Source organism: Paenibacillus sp. CECT 9249, assembly GCF_918697855.1.
Taxonomy (GTDB): domain Bacteria; phylum Bacillota; class Bacilli; order Paenibacillales; family Paenibacillaceae; genus MSJ-34.
In genome coordinates this window covers 44,805-70,367 of the sequence record NZ_CAKKLI010000015.1, presented here as the reverse complement: position 1 = coordinate 70,367, position 25,563 = coordinate 44,805, and the positions used below count along the sequence as shown (strand labels likewise).

Sequence of the window (25,563 nt, the reverse complement as noted above, 5' to 3'; positions counted from 1 at the left end):
TGCCGACAATTGCGCAATAGTGTGCTGTATTGCGGCGGTACGGCGGTCATGCATCCGGTTAAAGGGCGGTACGGTTCGGTGGCCGGCAATGGTGCAGCGTTCAACATGGCGCGGCGCGCTCCCTCCGTCCCACTTGGATCGGAAGGCCGCAACCTTTTACGGCGACGCTTCGTCTAAGTAGGTGGAGGTGCTTACTATGAAAAAACCGACTACATTATTCTCCATGTTGCTCGCAGTCGTCCTGACGCTTGCGCTAACCGCCTGCGGCGGCGAGAAACCGGCCGCGCCGGGAGGCGATAGCGGAGATCCAATTGAAACTCCCGTCACCGAACCGGCCGACCAAACCGATCCGGACGATAACGCCGCGGCGACCGATCCCGACGTCCAGACCAATCCGGACGGGACAGACAACGAAACGAAACAAGGGTCCGGCTCTTACACCGGGCAAATCGATAATCATTCCGTTGAAATTATCGTCAATGGCGAACCGACTTCATTTCAGCTAAGCGAAGGCATGGATGCGGTGTTGGAACAATTGAACAAGGATGATGCCGTAACCTTTGAATATTACGAAAAAGCGATTGAAGGCGACGACACGGTGAAACAGCGGATTTTGACGAAGCTGGAGAAAAGCTAAAAACGGTTGCACGAAGCCAGACGTACGAAAAATCCAAATGAAAAAAAGGACCGTTCAGGATAGCTTACATTCCTAAACGGTCCTTTCCAATTTTAAGCGACAAACGGTTCCTCGGTTTCGGCATGTTGCTCTTTGCCCGACGGCTGCTTCACGCCGTTGAACAGCACGTTGAGCACGAGCGCCGTGAACGTCCCGGCGACGATGCCGTTATCCGTCAAAATGCGCAGCGTGGTAGGCAAGCTTTGGAAAATTTCCGGCGCCACCGTCACACCCAGCCCCATCCCGACCGAGCAAGCGATAATGAACAAATTCTCATGCCGGTTCAAATCGACTTGGGAACCGATCATGCGCAAGCCGCTCGAAATGACCATCCCGAACATGGCCACCATCGCACCGCCCAGCACCGCGTCGGGAATAAGCAGCGTAACCGCCGCAATTTTCGGCACGAAGCCGAGCAAGATGAGCAGGCCGCCCGCCACGACAATCACATCGCGCGTCTTGACGCGGCTCATTTGAATTAAGCCGACATTTTGCGAAAACGTCGTGTACGGAAAGGCATTGAACAAGCCGCCGACGAAGATGGCCAGCCCTTCCGCCCGATAGCCGCGCGCCAAATCTTTGGAGGACAGATCGCGGCCTACGATTTTGCCGAGCGCCATGAACACGCCGGTCGATTCGGCGATGCCGACCATCGCCACGATAATCATCGTCAAAATCGCCGTAGCGTTAAACTTCGGCGCGCCGAAATAGAATGGCTGCACGGCATGGAACCAGCCCGCTTGCGCGACCGGCGTCCCGTCGACTTGTCCCATCAATACGGCGGCCAAAGTCCCCAGCAGCAAACCGAGCAGTACCGAAATCGCGCGCAAGAAGCCTTTCGAAAATTTATTCAATAATACGATAAAGATTAGAACGCTAAATCCGAGAATCAAGTTTTGCGGGCTGCCGAAATCTTCGCTGCCTACGCCTCCGCCAAGATTGCCGAAAGCGACCGGAATGAGCGTAATGCCAATAATGGTGACAACCGAGCCGGTAACGACCGGCGGGAAAAAGCGAATCATTTTGCCGAACAAGCCGGAAAATACAACAACGAATAAACCCATCGCCAAAATGGCGCCGTAAATATAGGGGATGCCGTATTCATTGCCGATGACCACCATCGGCATGACAGCCTGAAACGCGCAGCCGAGCACGACCGGCAATCCGATTCCGAAGAAGCGGTTGGTGAATACTTGCAGGAGAGTAGCGATCCCGCACATAAGCAGGTCAATCGCAACCAAATAGGTCGTTTGCTCTACCGTGAATCCGAGCTGCGAGCTTACGATCAGCGGTACGATGACCGCGCCGGCATACATAGCCAGCACATGCTGCAGACCGAGCGTAAAAGTCTTCATCGGATGGCGGTTCATTTGAAATACGCGGTTGTCGACTTGGCTCATCGTTTGCCCACCTCCGCGGTTTCATCGACAAAGGTGACGACGCCGTCCGCGAGAGAAGCGATGCGCACAAGCGATTCGACGCGATATCCGGCTTCGAGCAGCAAGTCGCGGCCAGGCTGGAACGATTTCTCAATCACGATGCCGAAGCCTATGACTTCCGCCCCTACTTGCTTGACGATTCGGGCCAATCCGGAAGCAGCCTCCCCGTTCGCCAGGAAATCGTCGATAATCAGCACGCGGTCTTCCGGCGACAGAAACTTGCGGGATACGGTCACTTCATTCGTCTCCCGTTTCGTGTAGGAATACACTTTCTCGACCAAAATATCGTCGCGCAGCGTCAACGATTTCTGCTTCCGCGCGAAGATCAACGGCACCTTCAGCTCAAGCGCCGTCATTAATCCCGGAGCGATGCCGGACGATTCGATCGTCAACACTTTCGTTATCCGTTCGGAGGCAAAGCGCTTGACGAACTCCCGCCCGATTTCCTGCATCAGAACCGGGTCCATCTGATGGTTGACGAATGAATCTACCTTAAGCACGTTGCCGCTTAGAACCAGCCCTTCTTGCAGCACTTTTTCCCGTAATCGTATCACTGTTATACGTTCCCCTTTCGATTGATTAACTATAACTTGTCCATCTTCATCCGCTTTTGCGCATACCTGCCAAACAGAAAACCCGCACCCCCATTTCACGCAAGAAATGGGAAGCACGGGCTAAGGGAACCTTGTCCGAATTGCGCCGTTCAAGCGCAATTCGCGTCGAGTCCGATAACGACCGAATAGAATGCACATAAAACAAACTTATTTCAGTTAAAATAACGTCAATAAGTAAGCGCACCCTCATATCGCAAGCAATCGGTTCGGGTTCCCGTAGTCCGATCATTTCCGGTGACCGGGTAGAGACATACAGGCCAATTCCTGTACATATACGAGAAAATAGACGTTGCTATATGAAATTATTCAAGGCGATATTCACCCTAAGCTCGCATGATGAATGATGAATATGTCGAGAAGTATACAACAAGTTGTCGAAAATGGGAAGAAATATTTTCAGAAACTTTTTTCCGTATTTTCGACACTTTACCTTAACGCCGCTTCAATGCCCGGCAACGTCACTTCATGGAACATGCGGTCCATCTCCTCCGCGGTATAAGGCATGTCATGATCCAGCCACCAAATGAGCAAAGAAATAAACGAACCGCTGACATATTGCTGGGCGACCGGCATCGGCAAAGCGAACTTCCGCTGGCGCTCCCCCTCCGTCATCGCCGCGATTTCCTCCCCGGCCAGAGTTGCGATCCGATCCGATATTTGCCGCAGTACGATCGTCGAGATTTGTTTGCCGGCAATCGCTTGATAAAGCCGGTGATGTTCCTGCGCATGCCGAAACATCGCCAAGCTGAAGGAGAACCGACCATCCTCGCGAACATTGTCCCCCAGCCGGCTTAACGAACGCTGCAATTGCTCGAATCCTTCTTGCAGCAGTTCCTCTTTGCCATAGAAATGGGCATAAAACGTCGATCTCCCGACATCCGCCCGATCGATAATATGCTGTACCGTGATGGACTCATAGTCCTTCTCCGCCATCAACTCTACAAGCGCTTCATGCAGCAGTTTCCTTGTCCGGGCAACTCTGCGGTCCGCAGGCTGATCTCCCATCGTACCCCTTCTTTCGAACAATGTCTTTTCTTTTGTATCGAAACGAACAAACCGCATCATTTTGATTCTTGTCACTCGCGATTACCGTTATTATAATGTAACAAAACATAACGTTCAATATCGAACACGATGTTTCATTATGAAGTTTGCGACGCACGTGATTCTATCGGAGGTGGAGTGAACGATGTATATTTTGGTAAACCGAATTCAGTTCAAGGAGCTCTCCCTGTTCCAAAAAATGATATGGCGTGCCTTTCGCCTTCTGGCCTCCCACCATAAACCGAAAGGGTTGCATAGCGTGCTATTCGCCGAAACGGCACAGCATCAATTCTTGCTGGAAACGTGGGAAAACAGGGAAGATATGCTGCATTTCCGCAGAAGCGATAAACACAGGGAAATGATGAAAAAGGTAAGAGGGTTGATAAATCGGGTAGAAAGCGTACAATTTGAACATAGCGGCATACCCGACTGGGAGGAAATTCACGCTCGATTTGCCGATAAAAACAAGGCATAAAGGAGAGATTCGATGGCTCACGAACGCCGATTGACGACCGATCGCGATTTCGAAGACGCAATGCAGCGCGAGGCGCCGATTCGCGTCTTTCAAGACGACCATATCGTCGATTCGGGCGGAATCATCATCCGTTTTAACGAACAACATATTATTATCCAATCCGGGGTCAGCGATCTCGCTTATCATGAAAGAGCGAAGTGCGAATTTTTTGCGATGAAAAAAAGGTAGCGTCGCGATGCGGAAGCCCCGCCGCATGTATCGCATGCAGCCAAACAGGATGCCCGTGACGGGCATCCTGTTTCGTGTTGCGGCCGATTATTGCGGCAGCCGGTATATTGCGAAAGGTTCTCTATATACGAACGGTTGGCTGAGACGGTCCAATTCCTCCATCTCTTCCGGTTCGAGCCGAACGGATACGCTTTCGAGGTTGGCTTCGAGCTGCTCCCAGCGCGTAGCCCCGACAATCACCGTTGAGACGGCCGGCTTGTGCATCAGCCAGCTTAACGAGAGCGCACCGGGCGATACCCCTTTGGCTTCCGCCATACGAACGACTTCCTTGCCGAGCGCGAGCCTTTCATCGTCGAGAAATCGGCCGAAATCCGGATTTTTATCCGCCCGCGAACCGGCAGGAATATCGTCCCGCGACGTATATTTGCCGGTTAGAATGCCACCTGCCAGCGGAAAATAAGGAATAATTCCGACGCCTTGGTCGAGACATAAAGGCACGAGCTCCGGTTCCGGCGTACGGTCGGCGAGCGAATAGCTGACCTGGATCGATACGTATCGATTGAGCCCCTTCAATTCGCTGATGCCGAGCGCCTTCATCAATTCCCAGGCAAAATAATTGGACGCCCCGATATAGCGCACTTTGCCGGCGCGAACCATATCGTCCAACGCTCTTAGCGTTTCCTCGAACGGCGTGTGCGGATCCAACGTATGTATTTGGTACAGGTCGACATAATCCGTTTTGAGACGTTTCAAGCTGTTGTCGAGCTCCTGCTGCAAATGGTAGCGCGACGATCCTCTTTCGTTCGGGCCGCTGCCGCGCACCAATCCCGCTTTCGTAGCCAATACAACGTCATGGCGCCGCCCCTCCAAAGCGAGGCCAATCATGCGTTCCGATTCCGATCCGGAATAAATGTTGGCGGTATCGATGAAATTCATGCCGTGATCCAATGCTTGCCGCACAATGCGAATCGATGTTTCTTCGTCGGCCCGCGATCCGAATGCATTCGTGCCGAGCCCTAATGCGGATACTTTCAATCCGCTGTTTCCTAAACGCCGATATTCCATATCGCAGCTCATCCCTTCCATTCATATTGTCGATTTTGACACGCATGGGTTGTGAAATAAGTCGTTTTTCTATAATCTTATATTAATATCGCATGAAATTCCAATGGAGGTGCAATGCGCAATGAAAGTGGAGATTTGGTCGGACTATATGTGTCCGTTCTGCTATATCGGCAAGCGCCGGTTCGAGGCCGCGCTGGACAAATTCGCCAACAAGGATGAAATCGAAGTCATCCAACGCAGCTTCGAGCTTGATCCGAATGCAAAGCGGGACGTCGATTTCGATGTGCACGACATGCTCGCGTCGAAATACGGCATGACCCGCGACAAAGCGAAGGAGATGAACGACAACCTGACGCAACAGGCGCAGGCGGTCGGCTTAACGTACCATTTCGATACGATGGTTCTGACGAATATGTTCGATGCGCACCGGTTGACCCAGTTCGCCGCGAAGTACGGCAAAATGAATGAAATGGCGGAGCGGCTGTTCCACGCTTACTTCACCGAGTCTAAACATCTCGGCGATCATGAAACGTTGGCCGCTTTGGCGGAGGAAGTCGGCCTGGATCGCATGGAAGCGGCGAATATGCTGGCGGGAAGCGACTATTCGCAGGAAGTGCGGGCCGACGAACAGGAGGCGAGCGCCTTGGGCATCCGCGGTGTGCCGTTCTTCGTCATCAACCGCAAATATGCGGTCTCCGGCGCGCAACCGAGCGAAGTATTCCTCGAAGCGCTGCAGAAAGCGTGGGACGAGAGCAGGCCATTCACCGTCGTTAACGAATCCGCGGATCAGGCCGGATGTACGGACGGCGTGTGCACCCCCGAACAGAAGAAGTGAGTTGAACCCTCTCCCGATCCGAACCGAACCGAACGAAATAGTGAAAAGATGCAGGCTGCCAAATCGGCAGCCTGTTCTCATTTGGCCGCATTCCATCCCCTGGCTTGTCAATTATCGTTTACAATCCTATCAATTTGAACTATCCTAACAATAACAACCGTGTCTGGCAACAGAGGAAAAAAAATTATTTGGAGGTAAAAAATGAGGAAGTTTAAGGTAGTCATTCTCGCAATCATTGCGAGCATGGTGCTGGCAATTCCCCAGGCCTTTGCTCAGACGCCGGAAGAAACGGCAAAACAAAACGCAAGACTTGCAGAAAAGAACGGGAACATGTCCCAATTCGGACATGTAACGGCCAATGACAAATACGAATTCTACGTGGCCAATAACGCCGACTATACCAAAGTTCATCTCTATAGGTATGACCCTAAAACGAAAGAAAACAAGAAAATTTTCACTACTAAGAAAATGTGGAATATTGAGGCGGTCGGCGACTGGATTTATTACTTGGGCGATGCGGGACTCGACTATAGGGACGAAAACCACGGCGTGGCGTTCTCTCTGTACAAAGTGAAAACGGACGGAACAAAGAACGCCCGGGTTACGAATATCCAACTGTTGACAACCCATATGCTCATCGACGACGGATGGATCTATTTCGAATATTTCGGCAAAAAAGGTTTGTACAAGATGAAGTTGGACGGAACCGGATTGACGAAAATAGCGGAAGGGGTTAACGACCTTTACACCGCCAATGTGAATAAATGGGGAGACACCATCGTCTATGACAGCCATCGAACGATGTACTACGTTTCCGAACAAACGAAAGATTGGCAAAAGATCGATATTCAAGGAAGCGACTTCATCGCTTATAACAACATCGTGTATATCAACCATTATGGAAGAGGCTTCGGCAAACTTTCCTTGGAAGACGGCAGCTATGAAAAAGAGTTTATTGACATTCCGAAAGACGAATACGGATGGGCCCCGCTCGTGACAGCCTTTCATATCAAAAACGGTTATATCTATTACGGTCTGAGACACACCAATAAAATCGTACGGGTCAAAACCGACGGAACGGCACGCGAAGATTTTCTCGCCTTGCCGAAAGGATCGGCCGCCTATGAGATCTACTTTCTAGGCAATGTCATGTACTATAATGTCAAATATGACGAACCTAACAAATCGGAAATTTATCGTCTAAGTATGGAAAAAGGGGCCAAGCCGGTTAAAATGTATTCCATCGCACATCACGGTTGACCTCTTTCCAAACGGCAAGCGCCTCTTATCGCAATGTCATGCGAAGAGAGGCGCTTTGGCTTGTTCAGGGAACGTGGAAAGTTGTACAAAATACAACATTCCAGCCCCTTTCCATACACTTGCTAAGCCTATGCTGCAATAAATACAACATACTGGGGGCAGATCAAGGGAATATAGCCGTTTATTTGCGATTATGCTGCATTTCGTACAACATGATGGCCCGTTCTGCCCATCCATCCTTGTGGATGTTGTATTTCATACAACATGAGCAAGCTCCGTGCATGACCTGGCGTCTCATCCTGCCACCGACCTGCCCCGCTTCATGCGCTCGCCATAGATCGCCTTCCCCATCAGCGCGATCGAAAGTACGAGCAGCAGTGCCGGAATCCAGAAAATTTGCGGCGTAATTCCTTCGATCAGCAAAGGCAGGAAATACCCGATCAGCGAAGCGGTCTGCGATATGAACACATACAGGCTCGCGCCGAAACCCGTCCGATGGATGAACATGCGCTGCACATAGCCCATCCCGACGCCGTACAGCACCGATACGAAAAAGGAATACATCGGCTGTACGATGAAAAAAACCGCGAGCGAATCGCTAGCCGTATAAGCAATATAGGTGGCCAAGGCGAACAGGCTGCCGAGCAAAATGACGGGCTTGCTGCCGTATTTCGCCGCCCAGTAGCCGGCCATCGTCATAAAGAATAGCTCAAACACCGCCTGGGTGCTCCAAATATAAGACATCAATTCGGGATTGCCGAACCGCACGTTGACGACAAGCGGCAAATATAAACCGCGAATCGCATCGGCGCAGGACAGTAATAGAATCGCAAACAGCATAATCAGCGAAAAGGGCTCGCCGCCCGCCGTCCGTCCGGCCGAGGAATCGACCGTAATTTCCCGGTAAAACAACAATAGCGCGAACAATGCCGCATACCCGGCCAAATTGCCCCACAACACGCCCTGAAACGTGGCGATCAGGAACAGGTTCGCACCCAGCAGCAATCCGGTGAAAAAGCCGACGCTGTACGTGGCGCGAAGCCAAATTTGCGAAATTTCGACGACATCCGGAGCGTATTTCGTAAAGTGGTTGCGCGCCATCGCGAACAACTGTCCCATAATCATGCCGGACGGCGCCGTTGCAAGACACATTCCGATTAACGCAGGCATGTAGCCGGAGGCGCCCATATAGACGACGATTCCGATCATGCATACCACGGCCGCAACGAGCGGGATCGTCTTTTTCCGCTTCATCCGGTCGCTTACCGCCCCTACCGTAATCGTCAGAACCATATTCAGAAACAACGATATGGCGAAAATCGAGGCGATCTCCACTTTGTCGAGGCCTACCGAATCTTGCAAATAGATCGCGTTCATCGGCGCGAGAATTCCGGTTCCCACCCCGTAACATAGCAGGGTCAGGACGAGAACCCAAGCCCCTTTAATTTGTAAAAACGCCTTCAAATCTTGCCATATGCGCATGATCGAGGCTCCTTTCCCGGATGGAAGTACCTTGCGAGGAACGTCATGTGTATTATTTTACCATCTCTTGCGCAAACGGCAATCCCGTCTATTAAACTTGCTTATCTTCCGCTCAAATCCCGAATTTCATTGCCGGAATCGGGTTTCCCATCTATAATAGGGCTAACATCGGGAAAAGGAGACATCAGACAGAAGTGTGGTTGTTGCTGGCTTTTTTATCCGCGGTCGCTTTCGGGCTGCGAGGCATTATGTATCAAAGGACCTCGAAGAAACCTTTGGATCGCAATTTAATGTTATTCGGCGTATATGTAACGGGAGTCGTCGTTTCCGTCGCCGCGATTATGATCGTCCGTCCGGAATGGTCTTACGCTAACCTCATCGGCATCGCGATGGGCGTTCTTTCTTATATCGCCAACGCGTCGATGTACAAAGGCTATGCCGAGGGCAAGGCGTCGCTTGTTGCCATTCTTACCGCTTTATCGCCTTTGATCGTCGTGTCCGGCGCTTATTTTATGTTTGCGGAGAAATTGTCGCTTCCGCAAAGCGCCGCGTTTTTCGTCATATTGGCCGGGATCGTCATGATCCGCTACTCGAACGACTTGTCTTTGAAAAATTTGCAGGGCGTGCAGTGGGCGCTTATGGCCACCGTCATGTTCGGCTTCAACGATCTATTCAGCAAATTGGCCGTTTATTTGCAGGGAGAAGTGTTCCCGACTTTATTTTACATGTTCATTGTAGGCTCCCTGTTGTTTCTGCTTACATGGCTGCGGGAACGCCGGGCCGGCATATTCCTTGGGGAGCGGTGGTCGATCCGAAAAACGGTCGGCTGGGGCATGCTCGTCGGGATCACCAATATTTCAGGGATGGTGCTGCTGCTGTACGCCTTCGCCTCGGGAGTCACCGGGTTAGTATCGGCGGCCAGCGCGACGAATGTGCTCATTATTATTTTTTACGCGCGGATTTTCCTGAAGGAAAAATTCAAGCCGATGGAAATCGCCGGCATTGCCTGCGCTTTCATCGGCATCATGTTGCTGCGGCTATTCGCTTGATTCCGCAGCTTGATATACCTTAATCCCTCTAACGAACGTTTCCCGGAGTCGAATCGAACCGCCTTCCCGCTCAAACAGAACGAAGTCCGCCTCCGCCCCTTGGACAAGACCCTCGCTGTCGGCGGCATGCAGCAACGTCTTGGGGCGAACGGACGCCATATCCCATACATCCGGGAAAGGGATGACCTCCATCCCGGCCACATGCTCGACGCCCTTGAGCAGCATCTGCGCCGATCCCGCCAGCAGTTCGGGACGGTCTGCCAAATGCAGCCTGCCCGCGGGCGTCAGCACGACATCCCCGCCGATATGCAAACGATAGGGTCCGGCAGGCATGCCGGCCAATTGAACGGCATCGCTCACCAGAATCGCTTGATCGCCCTTCACTCTCATGATAACTTTCATGACCGAATCGGGAAGGTGAAAGCCGTCCCCGATCATGCAGGCCCATAGACGGTCTTGGGCCAACTGCTCCCATATATAATTCGGATGCCGGGGAAGCGTCAGATGCGCGCCGTTGCCCAGATGGGTCGACATCCGCGCGCCGGCGCCGACGGCTGCCCGGATTTGCTCGTCCGATGCGGCGGTATGTCCGATCGAGACGATGACTCCGCTATCCGCGCATTTCCGGATAAACTCGGTCGCATTCGGCCACTCCGGCGACATTGTGACGATCTTGATTTTGCCGTCGGCCGCCTCCTGCCAGCGCTGGAACAGATTCCAGTCGGGCGGGCGCACGAATTCCCTGTTATGCGCGCCGCGCGGACCGTCTTCGGGCGAGATGAACGGGCCCTCCAGATGAATGCCGGCAACGGCGCGATTCGTATCATCGTCCGCGCGGCAAGCCCGGGCAATCGCGCTCACCGCTTCTTCGATCGCCTCGCCCCGATTCGTTATGACGGTAGGCAGATACGAAGTGACTCCCTCTTCCCATAACGCGTGCGTAATACGCCGGGGCATCCCGTCCTCAATCGGCAGCGTGTTGAAATCCATCCCGCGATATCCGTTCACTTGCAAATCGACGAGTCCCGGCGCAATCCACGGCAACCGATCGTCCGATTCGTCCACATACTCCATTCTCCCGATCTTCCCGCTCTGAATCAGGATGCTGACCGGCCTGCCGGTTCGATAGTGGATCGCTCTAATACGACTATGTTCCATCATTCGATTCCGCTCCATACGCTTCCCTATCGACGAACAAAGTGCATTCGGGATGCGTCCTCAATATCGACGCGGGGCAATCCGTGCTGATCGGTCCGCGCAAAGCTCGTTCCACCGCCTGGCGTTTGGTTCGCCCCGGCACGATGCAAAATAAACGCTTGCCTGCAAATAACGCCGGAATCGTCAACGTAAGCGCGCGCGCCGGAACCTCGGCGAGATGGGCAAAGCATCCGTCATTCACCTGCTGCTGGCGGCACACTTCATCGAGTTCCACCGGCTTCATCCAGACCGGGTCGTTAAAATCGGCGATCGGAGGATCGTTGAAGGCGAGATGACCGTTCTCCCCGATCCCCAAACAAACGATATCGATCGGCTCTTCCCGGAGCAGGGCGGCATAACGCCGGCATTCTTCTTCGCTCGGGCCGGATCCGTCGATGAGATGCATGCCGCCCGGCTTCACGCGTCGGAATAGCCGGTCGTATAGATACGTGCTGAACTTTTGCGGCGCATCGGCAGGCAGCCCGATATATTCATCCATATGAAAGACGGTCACAAGCGACCAATCGATGCCTTCGGCCTGCGCGAGCTCATCGATAAACTCGTTTTGCGACGGCGCGGAGGCGAAAATGATCCGTACCCGGCCCTGCCGCGCAATCAATTCCTTCATCGTTTGCGCGACTTTCTCCGCCGCCGACGCTCCCATCTCTTGTCTCGTCCGGTACACCTGAATCTCCAGTTGGCCCGCCTTTTCCTCATACAGCGGCATCGTCTCTTTTGTCATTTCGTTCTCCCTCCGAGTTCGTTGCTATTCAGTCCTATCAATCGGGTTATAATTTTTTGATCCGATCTTTGAATTTGCTTATAAACCTTGCGTTCGATTCGTCTCCGCCCGTCGCATTGCCGCTCATCCAGATCGGCGGATGCATGCCTTCGGCGGCCAGCAAGCCGATCGTTTCCGCTACGAGGGAATTAAGCAGATAAGCGTTGGCAAAGGTCGATATCGCCGCAACCCGCTGCTCCAAATCCCCGACTTGGAGAATAGCGTCTCCCACAGGCACTTTACTGTCCAGCACGACATCCACGAGGTCATGCAAATTATGCTTGGACGGATGGCGGGCGACATGATCCTCCGGCGTTTCCGTCGCGTGGCGCACCGAGGTGACGCCGATCGTGCGGACGCCTCTTTTCTTCGCTTCGAGCGCCGCGTCGATCGTAGCGGAATTGATGCCGTAAGCGTTAATAATGATCAGCAAGTCTCCTTCCCGAAGCCCGTAATCCTCGATCACGATGCTGCCGTGTCCCGGCAGGCGCTCTGTCGCCATCGAACGCAATGCCCCGTTGCTAAGCAAGGTGCCCTCGTCGAGAATGGCGCTAATATGCATCAGCCCTCCCGCGCGGAAGAAAATCTCCTGCGAAGCGAGGTTGGAATGTCCGCCGGGGCCGAACGCATACACAATTTTATCCTGTTTGATCCGGTCCGCCACCATCCGGGCAGCCTTGCCGATCGCTTCCTGCTCTTCGTCGTGGAGCAGCCGGATATGTTCGGTCACTTTCTCCAAATATTGCGTCATAAGTTTTCCGGTCATTGCTTCTTCCTCCCGTCTATCCTTGAATCAATGCGCGAATCCCGTTTTTTACGGTCTCCTCCACCGATGGAGAAAACCTGGAAGGCAAACGAAAGTAACGATGCGACTCGTCCGCCTCATACCCGCCTTCCGCAATTTGCGCGGCCGTGGGAACATACCCGATCATCCCGTTGCTGTACGCGACCGGCAGCACGTCTGTGCATAGCCGTTTCGCGTAAAATCCGTACTCCGTCACAACTTCCCCGTTCATCGCCAACAAAGACAAGCCTTCGGCAATGCGAACCAAATTCATCTGAAACGGGACCGTGTGAGGCTCGGTGCCGGATTCGGTCCCGGCTTCCAGCGGCAGATCGAGTGCCGCGCTTCTGCCGGAAACCGGTCTTGGGCGCAACGCACGCATCGGACGTTCCAGCACGCGGAACGCCGCTTCCGCCAATTCGCTCCCGAACCGGACGACATCGGCCCCGTCTCCGCGGTAAAACCTTCCTTCCCGTACCAAGCGCGGCCTGACATCCCCGCAGCATCCTTGCATGAAAAACGCCGTACAGCCGCTCCCAAGCTTCGCCTCCAACAACTCCATCGCTACGCCCGGAAACTCCGAAGAAATCATGTTGAGGTCGGTCGTTGTCGGATGGCAAGCCAGATGAACGATGATCGCCTTCTCCAGGCCGTCTTCCGTTCGAAACCGTATGACGCTCACCTCGGAATCGGCGGGGCCGTCTTCGTTAGGAGCCATGACGATATGGCCGTTTTCGAGTTTGCGGCGGTTGACGCCGATCCGGCATTCGCCGCTCCCCCGCTCGATCGCGACCGGCTCAAGATTGCGCAGCGCCTCCTCAATGCCGTCAAGCAGCGCAGCTTCCAACCCGTCCACGTACGCCCGGTCCGCTTCCCCGATCTCGCTTGCAAACCGGTCGCTCGTCTGCGGCCCCGAGTGCGTATGCGTCGCATTCAAGATCACCGCCGAACGTTTAATGCCCCAACGTTCCTGGAACGCTTCGTATAAACGCTCCATCCGCTCAGGCCCCCACCAGATGATATCGGCCGAGACGATGAGCGCGAGCGGGGCCGGGCCCGAAACCGGCTGCGATTGCAAAACCATCGCCTTGACGCAGAGCGGATGCGACACTCCTTCCGAAACGCCCTGCCGGTGGCCGAACCCAGCTAATGGAACGGGATATGGCGGAGTAATATTTCTTACGGCGGTGCCTAGCTTCAGCGTAAACGACATGTCCTCATTCCCCTCCCCTAATCCGATGCGTTCGTCGACGTTGCCGACGCTTTCTCATCAAGCAGTTCGATCGTCAGCAGCACGTTGCGCATAATGTGATAAGGATCTTTCACAGGCAAAGCGACCGTTTTCTGTATCGGAACGCCCTGCCGGTCGCGGATTTGGATCCATTCGCCGATCGCCGGATCCGGGTGCGGGAAGGTACGGAACGCATAGTCATGCATCCGGCTGTACAAGTCCAGGAACTGCGAATCTTGCGTCAAGTCGTAAGACAGCAAAAACGTATACAACGCTTCCGAATGCGGCCACCATATTTTCATATCCCATGTATCGCAGATTAACGCCTCATACCTGTCGCCGATCATCCGGCCTTGCGGTTCGCCGCCGCCGCGGTCGACATAGCGGTATAACCCTCCATAGATCGGGTCCCAGCCGATATCGAACGCCTTCTTCGCCACCCGGGCGGCCTTCCCGGCCGTTTCGGAAAGACCGAGCTTCCGAGCTTCCTTCATGACGAACCACATGCATTCGATCGAATGGCCGGGCGCAATCTGCCTTGCCAATAGCGTATCGCCGTCCCTGCCGTCAATAGGGAGCAGCTCGGCGAGCAGGTCGTCGCCGTCTACGAATTTGTCCATAATCTCGTTCATATAATAGAGACTTCTGCTGCGGATGCCAGCGCCATTCGGATGTCCCGCGCGTTCGAGAGCCTCCGCCAATTCTTGCGATACGTTGAGCATAATCATCGCGAACGATTGCGAAACATAACCGTCAGGCACCGGATAAGGCTCGCTCCGAATCTTGCCCGCTTGCAGCCTGCGCTCGATGCTCCCGTATAATTGCAGCGCCCGTTCCAGCACGTCCCGGTCCCCCGCAACCCGGGCAAATTCTGTCAATCCCAATACGACGAAGCAATCCGCATAAAAGCTAAGGTCATACCCTTGCCCGGGAATGAGCTCCTTCTTCTCTCCCGTTTCCGTCAACACATACGCGCAATTTCCGTTCTTCAGGAAAACATGCTCCATCAAGAAACGCACCGTTTTCCCGGCATGCTCCAAATACATCGCCGCCTGTCCGCCTGGCGACCGCTCGTCCAGTACGCCTCGTTCGCATAAATCGGCCAGCCGCGACAAAATCCAAACGAATCTCCCTTGCGACCATGTAAATTTATCCGTGCTCAGCAATTCCGTTCCTTCATTGTTATAACAGGTGTACACCCCGCCGCGGGTCCGGTCGAGCGCCCGCAGCCAGAAGGGCAATAAATTGCGCTGCAACTGATCCCGATAAAACGAAAGCAAGTTATTCATCGTTTCACCCCGCTTGTCCTTATTTGCTTCCCGTCATACTAATGCTTTCAATAATGTGGCGCCTCAATAACACAAACACGATGAGAATCGGCAGGACCGACATGACCGAACCGGCCGACATGACCGTCATATCGATGGAGAACGCCGATTGGAACATCGCCAAACCGAGCTCCATCGTATACAGCTTCGTATCCCCGACAACGAGGAGCGGCCATATAAATGCGTTCCACGCTTCAATAAAAGCGAATATGCCGAGCGCGCTGATCGGCGCTTTGCATAGCGGCGCCACGATGCGGAGGAAGATGCGCCATTCCGACGCCCCTTCCACTCTGGCCGCTTCCAGCATTTCGTCGGGAATTTGCTGGATGATATTTTGCCGCATAAAGAAAATGCCGAAGCTCATCACCAAATACGGCGCGACGAGACCGCGAAAGCTGTTCAGCATATCGAGCTTTTGCATCTGCAAATATAAAGGGATCATATAGATTTCAAAAGGCACGATGGCTGTCGCGAGCAAAATCGTAAACAGCGCCGTCGCCCCGACGAAACGAAATTTTGCGAAAATATATCCTGCCAGGAGCGACGTAAAAACGATCGCCAGAGAGGAAGTGACGGCCATCCGCAAACTGTTCCAGAAATACAGATGGAACGGCGCAGCCTCGAATACGGCCTGGAAATTGGTCAGCTTGAACGATTCCGGGATAAACGAGGGCGGCCACACATTCAGCTCGACCGGCGTTTTGAAGGCGGTGGACACCATCCAGAGAAAAGGGATCACCATGACGATGGCACCGATGGCTAAAACAATCGTACGAATAACGCTATGAATCCGTTTTTGCGCGATCACGCTTTAACCCCCTCTTCGAAGTATTCTTCTCTCTGGCCAATCCCATTTGAATGCCCGTCAAAATCAAGACGATCAGGAACAAGACGACGGCCGAAGCGGACGCATAACCCATATTGAAAAAGCGGAACGCGTTCTCGATCATGTCGTATACGAGCACGCGCACGACATAACCCGGAGAGCCCTGAATATCCGAAGCCAAAATGTAAATTTGGCTGAAAACGTTATACCCGTGAATCAGGGTAATCACCGAGACGAACACGGTAATCGGCTTTAACAAAGGAATCGTAATATATCGAAAAGCTTTGATTCCGGTCGCTCCGTCAATCGAGGCCGCTTCGTAGTATTCTTTGGAGATGCCCGTCAAGCCTACCGTGAAAATGATCATATTGTAGCCGATCGTTTTCCAGACGGTAAGAATAATGACCGAGACGATCGCCAGCGCGGGATCCAGCAGCCACGGCTTCGGGCTCACGCCGAAAAAAGACAGGAAATAATTAAACAACCCGTATTGAGAATCGAGAATCCATTTCCACGTGACGGCCACGGGCACCATCGGCGTAATGTAAGGCAAGAAATAAAAAGCCTCGAACCACGACTTGAAACGGATCGCCTTTGACAACAGGTAGGCGATAACGAGCGCGCTCGGCACGCTGAAGATCAAGATGCCAAAAGCGATGACGGTCGTATTTTTGAGCGATGTCATAAATGCTTCGCTTTGGAACAATGTCACGAAATTTTCCATGCCGACGAAAGGTTTCTCGACAGACACCATATCCCATTGAAATAAACTGATATAGAAGGTTTTCACAATAGGAATGAATCGAAGATACGCGTAAATCGCCATAATCGGAGCCAGCCCAATGAGTACAAACCAGTGGTGCGGTTTGAGCCGGAACTTTCTTCTAGCCAAAGTTGCCATGGTTCATTCCCCTTTCCGCGTTATCCGCCGCAGTAACGTAAGGAACCCTTCCCGCGCTTGGGCCGGGTTCCTTACGCAGCTTACTCCGCCAAATGTCCCGCCTTTTTCAGAATCGCGTTGGTTTCTTTGGCCAAATCCGCCAGGAACGCTTCCATCTTGGCCGGATCATCCACGAACGAAGCGTCGGTAAAACCTTTCTCGGACAAACGGTCCGCGAACTTCGTCAATATTTCGTCGAATTCCGGAATCGTCGGGTACGCGTGCAATTCTTGCTTGGTAAAGAAGGCTTTGAACTGCGGATTTTCCTGGAAGAAGTCTTCCATATCCAAATCTTCGCGCGCAGGGAGCCATCCGGTCATCGCGACCATTTGCTTGTGGTTTTCCGGTTTCATCAAGAAGCGGATGAAATCCCAAGCCGTCTCTTCTTTCTCTTTCGCCGCATTCGTTACATAGAAATCGGACATCCCGATCACGTTCGCTTTCGGCAGCGGCGCGGTGGCATATTCGAGATTCGGCGCTTTCTCTTTAATATCGCCTATGACCCATGATTCGCGGACGAAGAAGGCGGCCAATTCCATCTCGAACGCTTCCGCGTCATGCTTAATCGTCGGATCGTCGGTTTTATACTTATGAACCATGTCGATGTACATTTGCAGCGTTTTGAGGCCGGCTTCGTTATCGTAGTTCGCTCTATATTTGCCGGGTGATACTTCCTTCACGATGCTGCCGCCATGCTGGGCCAACAACGTCCAGAACTTCTCGCCCAAACCGCTGCCGCCCCCCGTAAGGCGCAAGCTCATTCCCGCCCGCTCCAGATTGCCCGATCCGTCCTTCTTGGCCAGCTTTTGCGCGTATTCGAGAAATTGGTCGATACTGGTCGGCGGTTCGGTCAAACCCGCTTCCGCGAACATTTTCGTATTGTAATAAATGACTCCTTTGCCAAGCTGATGCGGAATGCCGTAAACGGTATTGTTCACTTGAGCCCGGTCGCTCACAATATCCGGATAAATGCCGCTCGTCACCATCTGCGCCAAATCGTCCGGAGCCTGCTTCAGCATATTGCCTTGCACATAGCGCAGAGCGATCACCGGATTAAGCGACACGATATCGGCCGCGCTGCCGGACGGAAGGCCTGCGGCTGCTTTCTTCTCGAAATCCCGGAGCGGAAAAGACGCAATGTTGATCGTGACGTTCGGATGCTCTTTCTTATACTCTTCCGCCATTTTTTTATACCACGGGTCCAATTCCGGATAACCGCCCCAAATCGTCAGCTCTACCGGCTTGCTATCCGTGGGGGATTGCTGATTATTCGAGTTCGGAGAATCGGACGAGTCCTTCACGTTGCTCCCGCCCGAGCAACCGGCCAAGGCCAGCGACAACATTACAACTAGTGAAATTACCGTAAGTACGCTCTTTTTACTTTTCACTTTCGTTCCTCCCTAAACGGATTTTGTTAATGAAGCGCTTTCAATTTGTGCTTGGGGCAACGGAGCGCCGTTACATCCGCTTGACGGAAGAACGGACGACCAATTGCTCGGACAGCGTAATCTGTTTGTATTCGGAAACGTTTTCTTCAAAAATGCGTTCGAATAATATTTTCGCCAGCAGTTTCCCGGCCTCGTAGGTCGGGATGGATACGGAAGTAAGCGGGAAGGTCATTAGCTCGATATCGTCGAAGCCGATTAAGGACAAATCGCCGGGAATGCTCAAGCCTGCCGCTTCAAACGCTTTGATGACGCCCATCGCGATCACGTCGTCGAAACAGATCAAGGCGGTGGGGCGATCCTCCATGGCGATCAGCCGGTTCCCAACATCCACTCCGTCCGCCAAATGCTTGGCTTCATGAAATACATGTCTTTCGGACAAGGTCAGGCCCCGCTCGAACAAAGTATCTTTAAATCCTTGAAACCGCTGTTTGGACGCTCTCGACGTGCGTTGGCCCGTCACGAATCCGATTTTTGCATGCCCGTATTCGATCAGGTGGTTCGTCACCTGAACGCTGCCTTGATAATCGTCAAACTCGACGTAATCGCAGGTCAACCCCGGAATTTCCCCTAACGTCGCGAACGGGATTTCCTTTCTTTTCAATTCGTAAATATGATCGAAAGTGACCCCTTCCAGCAACGGGGCGATGATCAGGCCGTCCACCCGCTTGCCGACCATTGCATTCATTTGCGCGACTTCGACCATATGGTTCTCGCCGCTGCTGCACAAGAAGACGGTATATCCATGTTCGTTGGCTACATCCTGCACCCCTTTCGTAATTCGGTTGTAAAAAGGATTGGTAATGTCTTTAATGACAAGGCCGATTGTCTTTGTAAATTTGGAAGTTAGACCCCTTGCAATTTCATTGGGAACGTATCCGTGCTTTTCCGCCGCTTCCAGCACCTTCGCTCTCGTCTTCTCGGAAAATCCGGCTTTATTGTTGAGAACGCCCGACACGGTACTTTTGGCTAAGCCTGTAATTCTGGCCAAATCGGCAATTGTAATATTCATAACCACCGCCCCTTCATATTTTGTACCGGTTCAAATTTGGTATATATTTCATTATTTAATCAGAATAGAGTGATATTTTTAATTGATATTTTCGATTTGAACCGTTTCAAATAACTTTTTTTCGATTATAAAGCGTTTTCATTTCTGTTGTCAATCTTTTTTTATCGCAGCCTAACGGAATATTGCGGTGGGATCGAAAAGCGGGGCTTGGAATCCGGTAGGCGGCTTGTGGTGGGCAGCTTGAGGTCGGCGGATTGCGAGGAGCGGATTGCGGTCGGCGGCTTGCGATGGGCAGCTTGCGAGGGTGAAGATGCACCTTTATTGCACTGGCGTTGCATCGAGCGTATCGCTGCTCTTCAAGCCCGAGGAAGCGTTTTGTCGGCCCTCTTCTGTGAAAATCCCCCTCGTTCAGATGCTAGAAAGCCAGGGTTTATTACATACGGGGCGGGATTGGATTGCTGCATGCAGTCCTGAACGATCATTTGCCGCAGAGGTTATCGAAGCTGTATAGCGTGCTGGCAAGCGATTCCCGTGGGGTAAAAAGGTAAAGCCTGCGATCAGAGTTCACTTCATCATACCTTGGCGGCTGACGATCCGCCCGAGCGGGCTAACGAAACTGATACACGCTAAAAGCCTGTAAATCATCATTTTGCAATGTCTAACGAAACTCAAACACGCTAATGAGGGGAAAAAGGCGGTACAATCGCCGATTTCCAATGAATAACGATGCGTACTTTCGCTAGAATGGGGACGTCTTCATTTTGAGTCGAATAAGAATTGCCAGTTTCGTTAGCGCCAAACAAGGAGCGTAGGTCCGCGCGAACGCCTTCGAAATGTAGGGAGATCCCCCCTTCTATATGCGCAATAAAGCCAGTTACATTAACGGTGGCGAATGATGAAGCAGACTCCATTGCGGGTTTTCGAAGCTATCAACTTCTCGATGCAACACTAGTGCGAAAATGCACCTTTATTGGTTGACTAACTGCAGAAATCCATCTATTTCGTGGCAAAACCGCCTTTTGGAGCGAATTAACTGCAAATATCCATCTATTGAAGCTCGGTTTTCTCCTTTTGCGGCCATTCGGACGGGAGCAACTGGAAAAATGCAGTTAATAGGGCAAAATTTCGCCAAATCGGGAGATGTAAATGGAAAATTGCAGTTACATCACGGGGCCAGATGGCACAGCGTTCGGAAGGGCGCATTCAAAAGCAGATTTAGGAGCACATTCAGGAGTACATTCAGGGGCACATCAATCGGGTTGACGCGATAAGGCCACGTTGACGGCGAATTTCGAACCGCCCGCATTCGTTGATCGACGATCTCGGCTTACCATCTGCCAATCCCCTTCATTAGATGCGGTACGCGCGGCCGGGTCATGCAAAAAAGCCGCTTCTTCCCCGGCATTGGAAAAGAAACCGGCTTTCTGAACGAAGGGGATTTCGACAAAAGGGGAGGAAATATGGTTATGGTAATGGTTAGGCGAAGTGTTCTTTATGCGCATCATCCCTAGCATCCATGCCGCCGGAAACAGAGTTCCGGCGGTCGAATCGCGCATCGGCGGCTTATATCGGCTTCCCGTCGCCGGAGTGCGGCGAATTGGCGGAAGCCGGGGCCGGCCGGTTTTTGACGAAGAACGTGATGCCAAAGGAGAGAACAAGCAAGCAGAACGGGATGACGCTAATTAAATATTTAAACGTCGCTTCCGGATTGGGGCCGGGATTCTCCCCGCTCACATAGCCGAAGATCATGCCGACAATCCAGAATGCCAATGCGGAGATTAGTCCGCTGGATCGGGTAATGAACCCGGACACGGCCGTATAGATCCCTTCCCTCCTCCGCCCGGTCGCTTCGGCGTCGCGGTCGATAATTTGCCCGCTCAGCACCGGCGGCGTGACGAGGAATCCCGCCAAGCCGAAACCGGCGATGACGCCGGCGATAATTCCTCCGCCGAGACCTTGGGCGAACCATAAAGGAATGACCGACAGGGCGTATACCGCCATGGACAATCTCCAGCTTCTCACCCCGCCCATCTTCTTGACGACGACATACCATACCGCCACCAGCGGGATAACCGAGACGAACACGGATGCAAGCAGAATCGATACTTGAGGCTCGGGAACTTTCAACACATATTTGGCGTAAAAAGGTATGATGGAACTAAGAAGGCCGTTAACGGTTTGTGCGAAAGAATTGGCGATATTGAAAATCCAAAATTCTTTGTTTTTCAGCGTTTCGCGGAACGCTTCTTTGAGCTTAAGCGGCGTCTCCTTGCGCGCCCGCTCGTCTTCCTTGACGGTCATGACGCATAGCGCCATGAAAACCGCGAAAGCAAGCGCAAACAGCAGCGCCATATTCGTAAAACCGTACGCGTGGAAGATGATCGGCGTGACGGCCGATCCGATCAATAAAGCCACAATTTGAAATCCTTGTTGAATGGCCGAAGCTTTGGCGCGCAGCCGGTCTCCCCGGAACAACTCGGGAAATAGGGCGCCATAGTTGACCCAAAGGATCGTGGACGCAGTCTCGAACAGGATGAGCGCAACGAGAAACCAGAGGAACAGGTCGAAGCCTTGCCATCCTTCCGGCGCGGCAAACACCATCACAAACGTTAAAACAAAAAACGGCATCGCGCCGACGATCCACGGCTTGCGTCTGCCCCACCGCGTTCTCGTACGGTCGGAGAAATAACCGAACAGCGGCTGGTCCACCGCATCCCAGATTAAATAGATCGTGCGGGCAAGCGTCGCCAATCCGACGCCGAGGCCAAGCTTTTCGACATAATAGTAACTGTAAAACGCACTGAACGCCTGTACCGGAATCATCATCGCGAGCATGCCCAGCGCAAAAGTAAAAGGGGAATTCGTAAGCCTTTTCATTCTTTTCCCTTCTTCCGTTCCGATTTTTCGCTTTATGCCGATGCTTCTCGTGATGTAAGCGCTTCTATAAAACACAATGCGTAATACACTTATTGTATGCTTGGAACGGTTCGTTGTAAAAGGTTTTATTTCGTTCCCCGTAAAAAAACCGTCCCCGGCAAACCTCGGTCTGCGTGGGGTACGGTTTTTCCTTGTCAACGCCTTACGTCTGTGCTATTGCGCGTCCGTTAATTCCGCCAACGCGGGAATCGCTTCCTGCGCTCCCATGCGGGTTACAGCGATGGAAGAGGCAAGCTGCGCGGTCGTCACGGCTTCGTCCATGCTTTTGCCCGCGACAATCATGGCCGCGAGGGTGCCGGAGAATGTGTCGCCGGCCGCCGTCGTGTCGACGGGCTTCACCTTGCGAGCCGGTTTGTACACATTCTCGGTTCCGTTGTAATACGCGACGCCCTTCTCGCCGAGCGTAATAAGCGGATAGCGTATCCCTTTGACGCGCAACCTGTCCAAGGCGGCAAACGCGTCATCCGCGCCGCGAATGTCCATATCGGCATACAGGCGGCACTCGATTTCGTTCGGCGTGAAATAATCCACTCCCCGCAAAATATCGTCGTCGATCGGAGCGGCCGGCGCCGGATTCAGGAAGACGGGCACTTTCCCTTTGAGCAGCCGCACCGTTTCGTATACCGTTTCCATAGGAATTTCCAATTGCAGCATGACCGCGTCCGCGGCAAGCAGCTCCCGTTTGAAGCTCAGCACATAATCGGGCGTTACACGGCTATTGGCGCCGCCGTCGAGAATAATGGAATTATTCCCTCGATACACGGTAATGGCGGCCACGCCAGTCGTTACGTTTGGCTCCCGCGCGATATAATCGGTGCGGACGCCATAGCCTGCGAGCCGGTCGAGCAGGGATTGCCCGAATATATCGTCCCCGACTTTGCCCATCAGCCAAGTCTGCGCCCCCATTTTGGCGCAAGCGACCGCCTGATTGGCGCCTTTCCCTCCGGGCGACAGGAAAAATCCTTCCCCTTGAATCGTTTCCCCGATTTCGGGAATGCGGCCGGTCCGCGTCACCATATCCATATTCGCGCTTCCGATAACAATGACGTTCATAGATTCCTCACCCATATTTTCATATCGCTAAAAGTTCAAAATCAAAGTATACTGCACCTGCTTCAGGGCTGTCAATTAACGGTTGCGGAACGGGCATTGCCCGCGATTGCTTTCCCGTCTTGCCGAGCCCGGACGCAACAGCGGATATCGGAGGAGAGCGATTCCCCGCCACTCTTTGCGAAATTCGGAGCACTCATAAGGCACATTCGTTCGATATTTTATAGTGAAAGTCGCTTGCCCCCTAATGTGGTTACAAAAAAGCGGCATTGCCGCCGCTTCTTTACGGAATGTAATGGGACCTGGGCCCACCTTATGTTGCAGAAAATACAACATAGCGGGCAAGAAATGCCGCCACCCTAGCGAATTGTTGTACAGAATACAACATATTCGCTAGAAATGAGCCGAAATCGCCGGATTGTCCCCGAAAATGTTGCACAAAGTACAACATAAGCAAGCAGACGGCGATAACGGGGCCTTCTATGTTGTACAACGTACAACATAGGCCTCGACCCGCGCGCACATCGCCAGGCGCTGCATGACTGACGCTGCATGACAGGCGCTGCACGACAGCCGCCCGGCCATCTGACGCAGCATGAGAGCGCCGGGCCGCAGATAACGCCTCCTTGCGTTAAATCGCCCAGCCGCCTTGGCGGAATACGGGCTCGACGGAGCCGTCGCGATGGATGCCGTCGATGTCCATCACCGCGGAGCCGATCATAAAATCGACATGCGCGATGCTGCTGTTGACGCCGCTTTGTTCCAATGCCTCGGGCGACATCGTCTCGCCGCCTTCCACGTTGAAGGCGTAACCGCTGCCGATCGCCAAATGGTTGGACGCATTCTCGTCAAACAACGTATTGTAGAACAGAATGTCCGACTGGGAGATCGGCGATTCATGCGGCACAAGCGCCACTTCGCCCAAATAGTGCGATCCCTCGTCCGTATCTACGAGCTGCTGCAATATTTCCCCGCCTTCTTCCGCCTCCACCTTCACGATCCGGCCGTTCTCGAACGTCAACTTGAAGTTGTTGATAACATTGCCGCCGTAGTTCAACGGCTTCGTGCTCGACACATAGCCATTGACGCCTTGCTTCAGAGGTACGGTAAACACTTCCTCGGTCGGCATATTGGCCATGAAGGGAACGCCCCGCTCGTCCTTGCTGCCTGCGCCCACCCATACATGCTTCTCCGGCAGCTCGATCGTCAGATCGGTGCCCGGCGCCGTATAGCGCAGCTTGTGGAAATGCTTGGCGTTCAAGATGTCCACTTTGCGGCGCAGCGTCTCGTCATGTTCCTGCCACGCTTGAACCGGATCGGGAACGTTCAGCCGCACCGCTTCGAATATCGCCGCCCACAACCGGTCGACCGCTTCCTCCGGGCTCGCTTGCGGAAATACTTTCGCCGCCCAATCCTGCGTTGCGGCCGCGACGACCGTCCAGCTCATTTTATTCGCTTGCACATAGCGCCGGAACGGATCGAGCGCTTTGCCGGACGCTTGCATCGCATTGCCGATTCGCTTCGGATCGATCCCTTTCAGCAGATCGGGGTTCGGCGACTTGATCGAGATGAAAGCCGCTCCTTGCTCCGCCAACGTAATCTTCTTCGCGGCTTCCCACTCCGGATACCGGGTAAATACGTCATCCGGCGCTTTCTCGTATTTCAACCGCGATAGCGCTTCGTCAACCCAATCCACGAACACTTCGCTTGCGCCCGCGTCGTACGCCTTGCCTGCCACAAGCCGGATAAGCGGGGCCGATTCGATTAACCCGGTAATCATCACTTGCTGTCCTTGTTGCACATTCACGCCGACCTTAACGATGAGCTCGGCATATTTCTCCAACTGTTGTTCCAATGCTTCCACG

24 protein-coding genes and 1 riboswitch are annotated in these 25,563 nt (G+C 53.1%); of the genes, 6 read left to right on the top strand and 18 right to left on the bottom strand.

The features are described from left to right. Positions 1-196: 196 nt before the first annotated feature. Positions 197-637, top strand: a complete 441-nt coding sequence (locus LQ229_RS13300) for a hypothetical protein (RefSeq protein ID WP_216540704.1) — start codon at positions 197-199, stop codon at positions 635-637. A 92-nt stretch (positions 638-729) separates the two neighbouring features. Here the strand turns inward: LQ229_RS13300 and LQ229_RS13295 are convergent, their stop codons facing one another. The 3 genes from LQ229_RS13295 to LQ229_RS13285 form a co-directional block, all read right to left on the bottom strand. Beyond that, positions 730-2,076 carry a nucleobase:cation symporter-2 family protein gene (locus LQ229_RS13295; RefSeq protein WP_290370032.1) on the bottom strand — a complete coding sequence of 449 codons (1,347 nt, stop codon included), beginning with the start codon at positions 2,074-2,076 and terminating at the stop codon, positions 730-732. Continuing rightward, positions 2,073-2,669, bottom strand: coding sequence for a xanthine phosphoribosyltransferase (locus LQ229_RS13290; protein ID WP_230191981.1), 597 nt, complete (start codon positions 2,667-2,669; stop codon positions 2,073-2,075). Before LQ229_RS13290 ends, LQ229_RS13295 begins: the two co-directional genes overlap by 4 nt. Before the next feature lie 257 nt (positions 2,670-2,926). Beyond that, a riboswitch (purine riboswitch) is annotated at positions 2,927-3,027 on the bottom strand. Between the two features lie 128 nt (positions 3,028-3,155). After that, positions 3,156-3,809 carry a TetR/AcrR family transcriptional regulator gene (locus tag LQ229_RS13285; protein WP_230191980.1) on the bottom strand — a complete coding sequence of 218 codons (654 nt, stop codon included), beginning with the start codon at positions 3,807-3,809 and terminating at the stop codon, positions 3,156-3,158. A gap of 109 nt (positions 3,810-3,918) precedes the next feature. Here LQ229_RS13285 and LQ229_RS13280 point away from each other — a divergent pair, with 109 nt between their 5' ends. Beyond that, on the top strand, positions 3,919-4,248 hold the full coding sequence (locus LQ229_RS13280) for a hypothetical protein (RefSeq protein WP_230191979.1): 330 nt from the start codon (positions 3,919-3,921) through the stop codon (positions 4,246-4,248). Between the two features lie 12 nt (positions 4,249-4,260). Then, positions 4,261-4,476 carry a hypothetical protein gene (locus LQ229_RS13275; protein ID WP_230191978.1) on the top strand — a complete coding sequence of 72 codons (216 nt, stop codon included), beginning with the start codon at positions 4,261-4,263 and terminating at the stop codon, positions 4,474-4,476. 87 nt (positions 4,477-4,563) lie between these two features. On the opposite strand, the gene LQ229_RS13270 is transcribed toward LQ229_RS13275, so the two are convergent. Beyond that, positions 4,564-5,541 (bottom strand): aldo/keto reductase, encoded by a 978-nt coding sequence (locus LQ229_RS13270; protein WP_230191977.1) that lies wholly within the window; start codon positions 5,539-5,541, stop codon positions 4,564-4,566. A gap of 121 nt (positions 5,542-5,662) precedes the next feature. Here LQ229_RS13270 and LQ229_RS13265 point away from each other — a divergent pair, with 121 nt between their 5' ends. Next, a complete protein-coding gene (locus tag LQ229_RS13265; RefSeq protein ID WP_216540150.1) occupies positions 5,663-6,376 on the top strand; it encodes a DsbA family oxidoreductase in 714 nt (237 codons plus the stop codon). A 201-nt stretch (positions 6,377-6,577) separates the two neighbouring features. Further along, a complete protein-coding gene (locus tag LQ229_RS13260) occupies positions 6,578-7,636 on the top strand; it encodes a DUF5050 domain-containing protein (RefSeq protein ID WP_230191976.1) in 1,059 nt (352 codons plus the stop codon). Between the two features lie 294 nt (positions 7,637-7,930). On the opposite strand, the gene LQ229_RS13255 is transcribed toward LQ229_RS13260, so the two are convergent. Beyond that, on the bottom strand, positions 7,931-9,118 hold the full coding sequence (locus tag LQ229_RS13255; protein ID WP_230191975.1) for an MFS transporter: 1,188 nt from the start codon (positions 9,116-9,118) through the stop codon (positions 7,931-7,933). A gap of 194 nt (positions 9,119-9,312) precedes the next feature. On the opposite strand from LQ229_RS13255, the gene LQ229_RS13250 reads away from it, so the two are divergent. Next, positions 9,313-10,167: a DMT family transporter gene (locus tag LQ229_RS13250; RefSeq protein ID WP_216540153.1), complete on the top strand. Its 855-nt coding sequence runs from the start codon at positions 9,313-9,315 to the stop codon at positions 10,165-10,167. On the opposite strand, the gene LQ229_RS13245 is transcribed toward LQ229_RS13250, so the two are convergent. The 13 genes from LQ229_RS13245 to LQ229_RS13185 form a co-directional block, all read right to left on the bottom strand. Next, on the bottom strand, positions 10,156-11,328 hold the full coding sequence (locus LQ229_RS13245; protein ID WP_230191974.1) for an amidohydrolase family protein: 1,173 nt from the start codon (positions 11,326-11,328) through the stop codon (positions 10,156-10,158). The two genes, LQ229_RS13250 and LQ229_RS13245, sit on opposite strands and share 12 nt — an antisense overlap. After that, positions 11,315-12,106 carry a glucosamine-6-phosphate deaminase gene (locus tag LQ229_RS13240; protein ID WP_216540154.1) on the bottom strand — a complete coding sequence of 264 codons (792 nt, stop codon included), beginning with the start codon at positions 12,104-12,106 and terminating at the stop codon, positions 11,315-11,317. The genes LQ229_RS13245 and LQ229_RS13240 overlap by 14 nt, the downstream gene beginning before the upstream one ends. 46 nt (positions 12,107-12,152) lie before the next feature. Then, on the bottom strand, positions 12,153-12,911 hold the full coding sequence (locus LQ229_RS13235) for an SIS domain-containing protein (protein ID WP_216540155.1): 759 nt from the start codon (positions 12,909-12,911) through the stop codon (positions 12,153-12,155). Between the two features lie 16 nt (positions 12,912-12,927). Next, positions 12,928-14,142 carry a neutral/alkaline non-lysosomal ceramidase N-terminal domain-containing protein gene (locus LQ229_RS13230; RefSeq protein WP_216540156.1) on the bottom strand — a complete coding sequence of 405 codons (1,215 nt, stop codon included), beginning with the start codon at positions 14,140-14,142 and terminating at the stop codon, positions 12,928-12,930. Positions 14,143-14,159: 17 nt separating this feature from the next. Then, complete coding sequence (locus LQ229_RS13225; protein ID WP_230191973.1) at positions 14,160-15,449, bottom strand: AGE family epimerase/isomerase; 1,290 nt, start codon at positions 15,447-15,449, stop codon at positions 14,160-14,162. 19 nt (positions 15,450-15,468) lie between these two features. Further along, positions 15,469-16,296, bottom strand: a complete 828-nt coding sequence (locus LQ229_RS13220; protein WP_216540158.1) for a carbohydrate ABC transporter permease — start codon at positions 16,294-16,296, stop codon at positions 15,469-15,471. Next, entirely contained in the window at positions 16,271-17,215 is a 945-nt protein-coding gene (locus LQ229_RS13215) for a sugar ABC transporter permease (protein WP_216540159.1), read from the bottom strand. Before LQ229_RS13215 ends, LQ229_RS13220 begins: the two co-directional genes overlap by 26 nt. Positions 17,216-17,295: 80 nt before the next feature. Next, the gene (locus tag LQ229_RS13210) at positions 17,296-18,642 is read right to left on the bottom strand and encodes an extracellular solute-binding protein (protein ID WP_230191972.1); all 1,347 of its coding nucleotides are present in this window, start codon (positions 18,640-18,642) and stop codon (positions 17,296-17,298) included. Between the two features lie 70 nt (positions 18,643-18,712). Continuing rightward, on the bottom strand, positions 18,713-19,711 hold the full coding sequence (locus LQ229_RS13205) for a LacI family DNA-binding transcriptional regulator (protein ID WP_216540161.1): 999 nt from the start codon (positions 19,709-19,711) through the stop codon (positions 18,713-18,715). A 1,250-nt stretch (positions 19,712-20,961) separates the two neighbouring features. Continuing rightward, entirely contained in the window at positions 20,962-21,267 is a 306-nt protein-coding gene (locus tag LQ229_RS13200; RefSeq protein ID WP_230191971.1) for a hypothetical protein, read from the bottom strand. Positions 21,268-21,274: 7 nt separating this feature from the next. Beyond that, on the bottom strand, positions 21,275-22,588 hold the full coding sequence (locus tag LQ229_RS13195) for an MFS transporter (protein WP_216540163.1): 1,314 nt from the start codon (positions 22,586-22,588) through the stop codon (positions 21,275-21,277). A gap of 213 nt (positions 22,589-22,801) precedes the next feature. Continuing rightward, positions 22,802-23,701 carry a ribokinase gene (gene rbsK / locus LQ229_RS13190; protein WP_216540164.1) on the bottom strand — a complete coding sequence of 300 codons (900 nt, stop codon included), beginning with the start codon at positions 23,699-23,701 and terminating at the stop codon, positions 22,802-22,804. Positions 23,702-24,329: 628 nt separating this feature from the next. Beyond that, entirely contained in the window at positions 24,330-25,562 is a 1,233-nt protein-coding gene (locus tag LQ229_RS13185; RefSeq protein WP_230191970.1) for an aminopeptidase, read from the bottom strand. Position 25,563 lies beyond the last annotated feature (1 nt).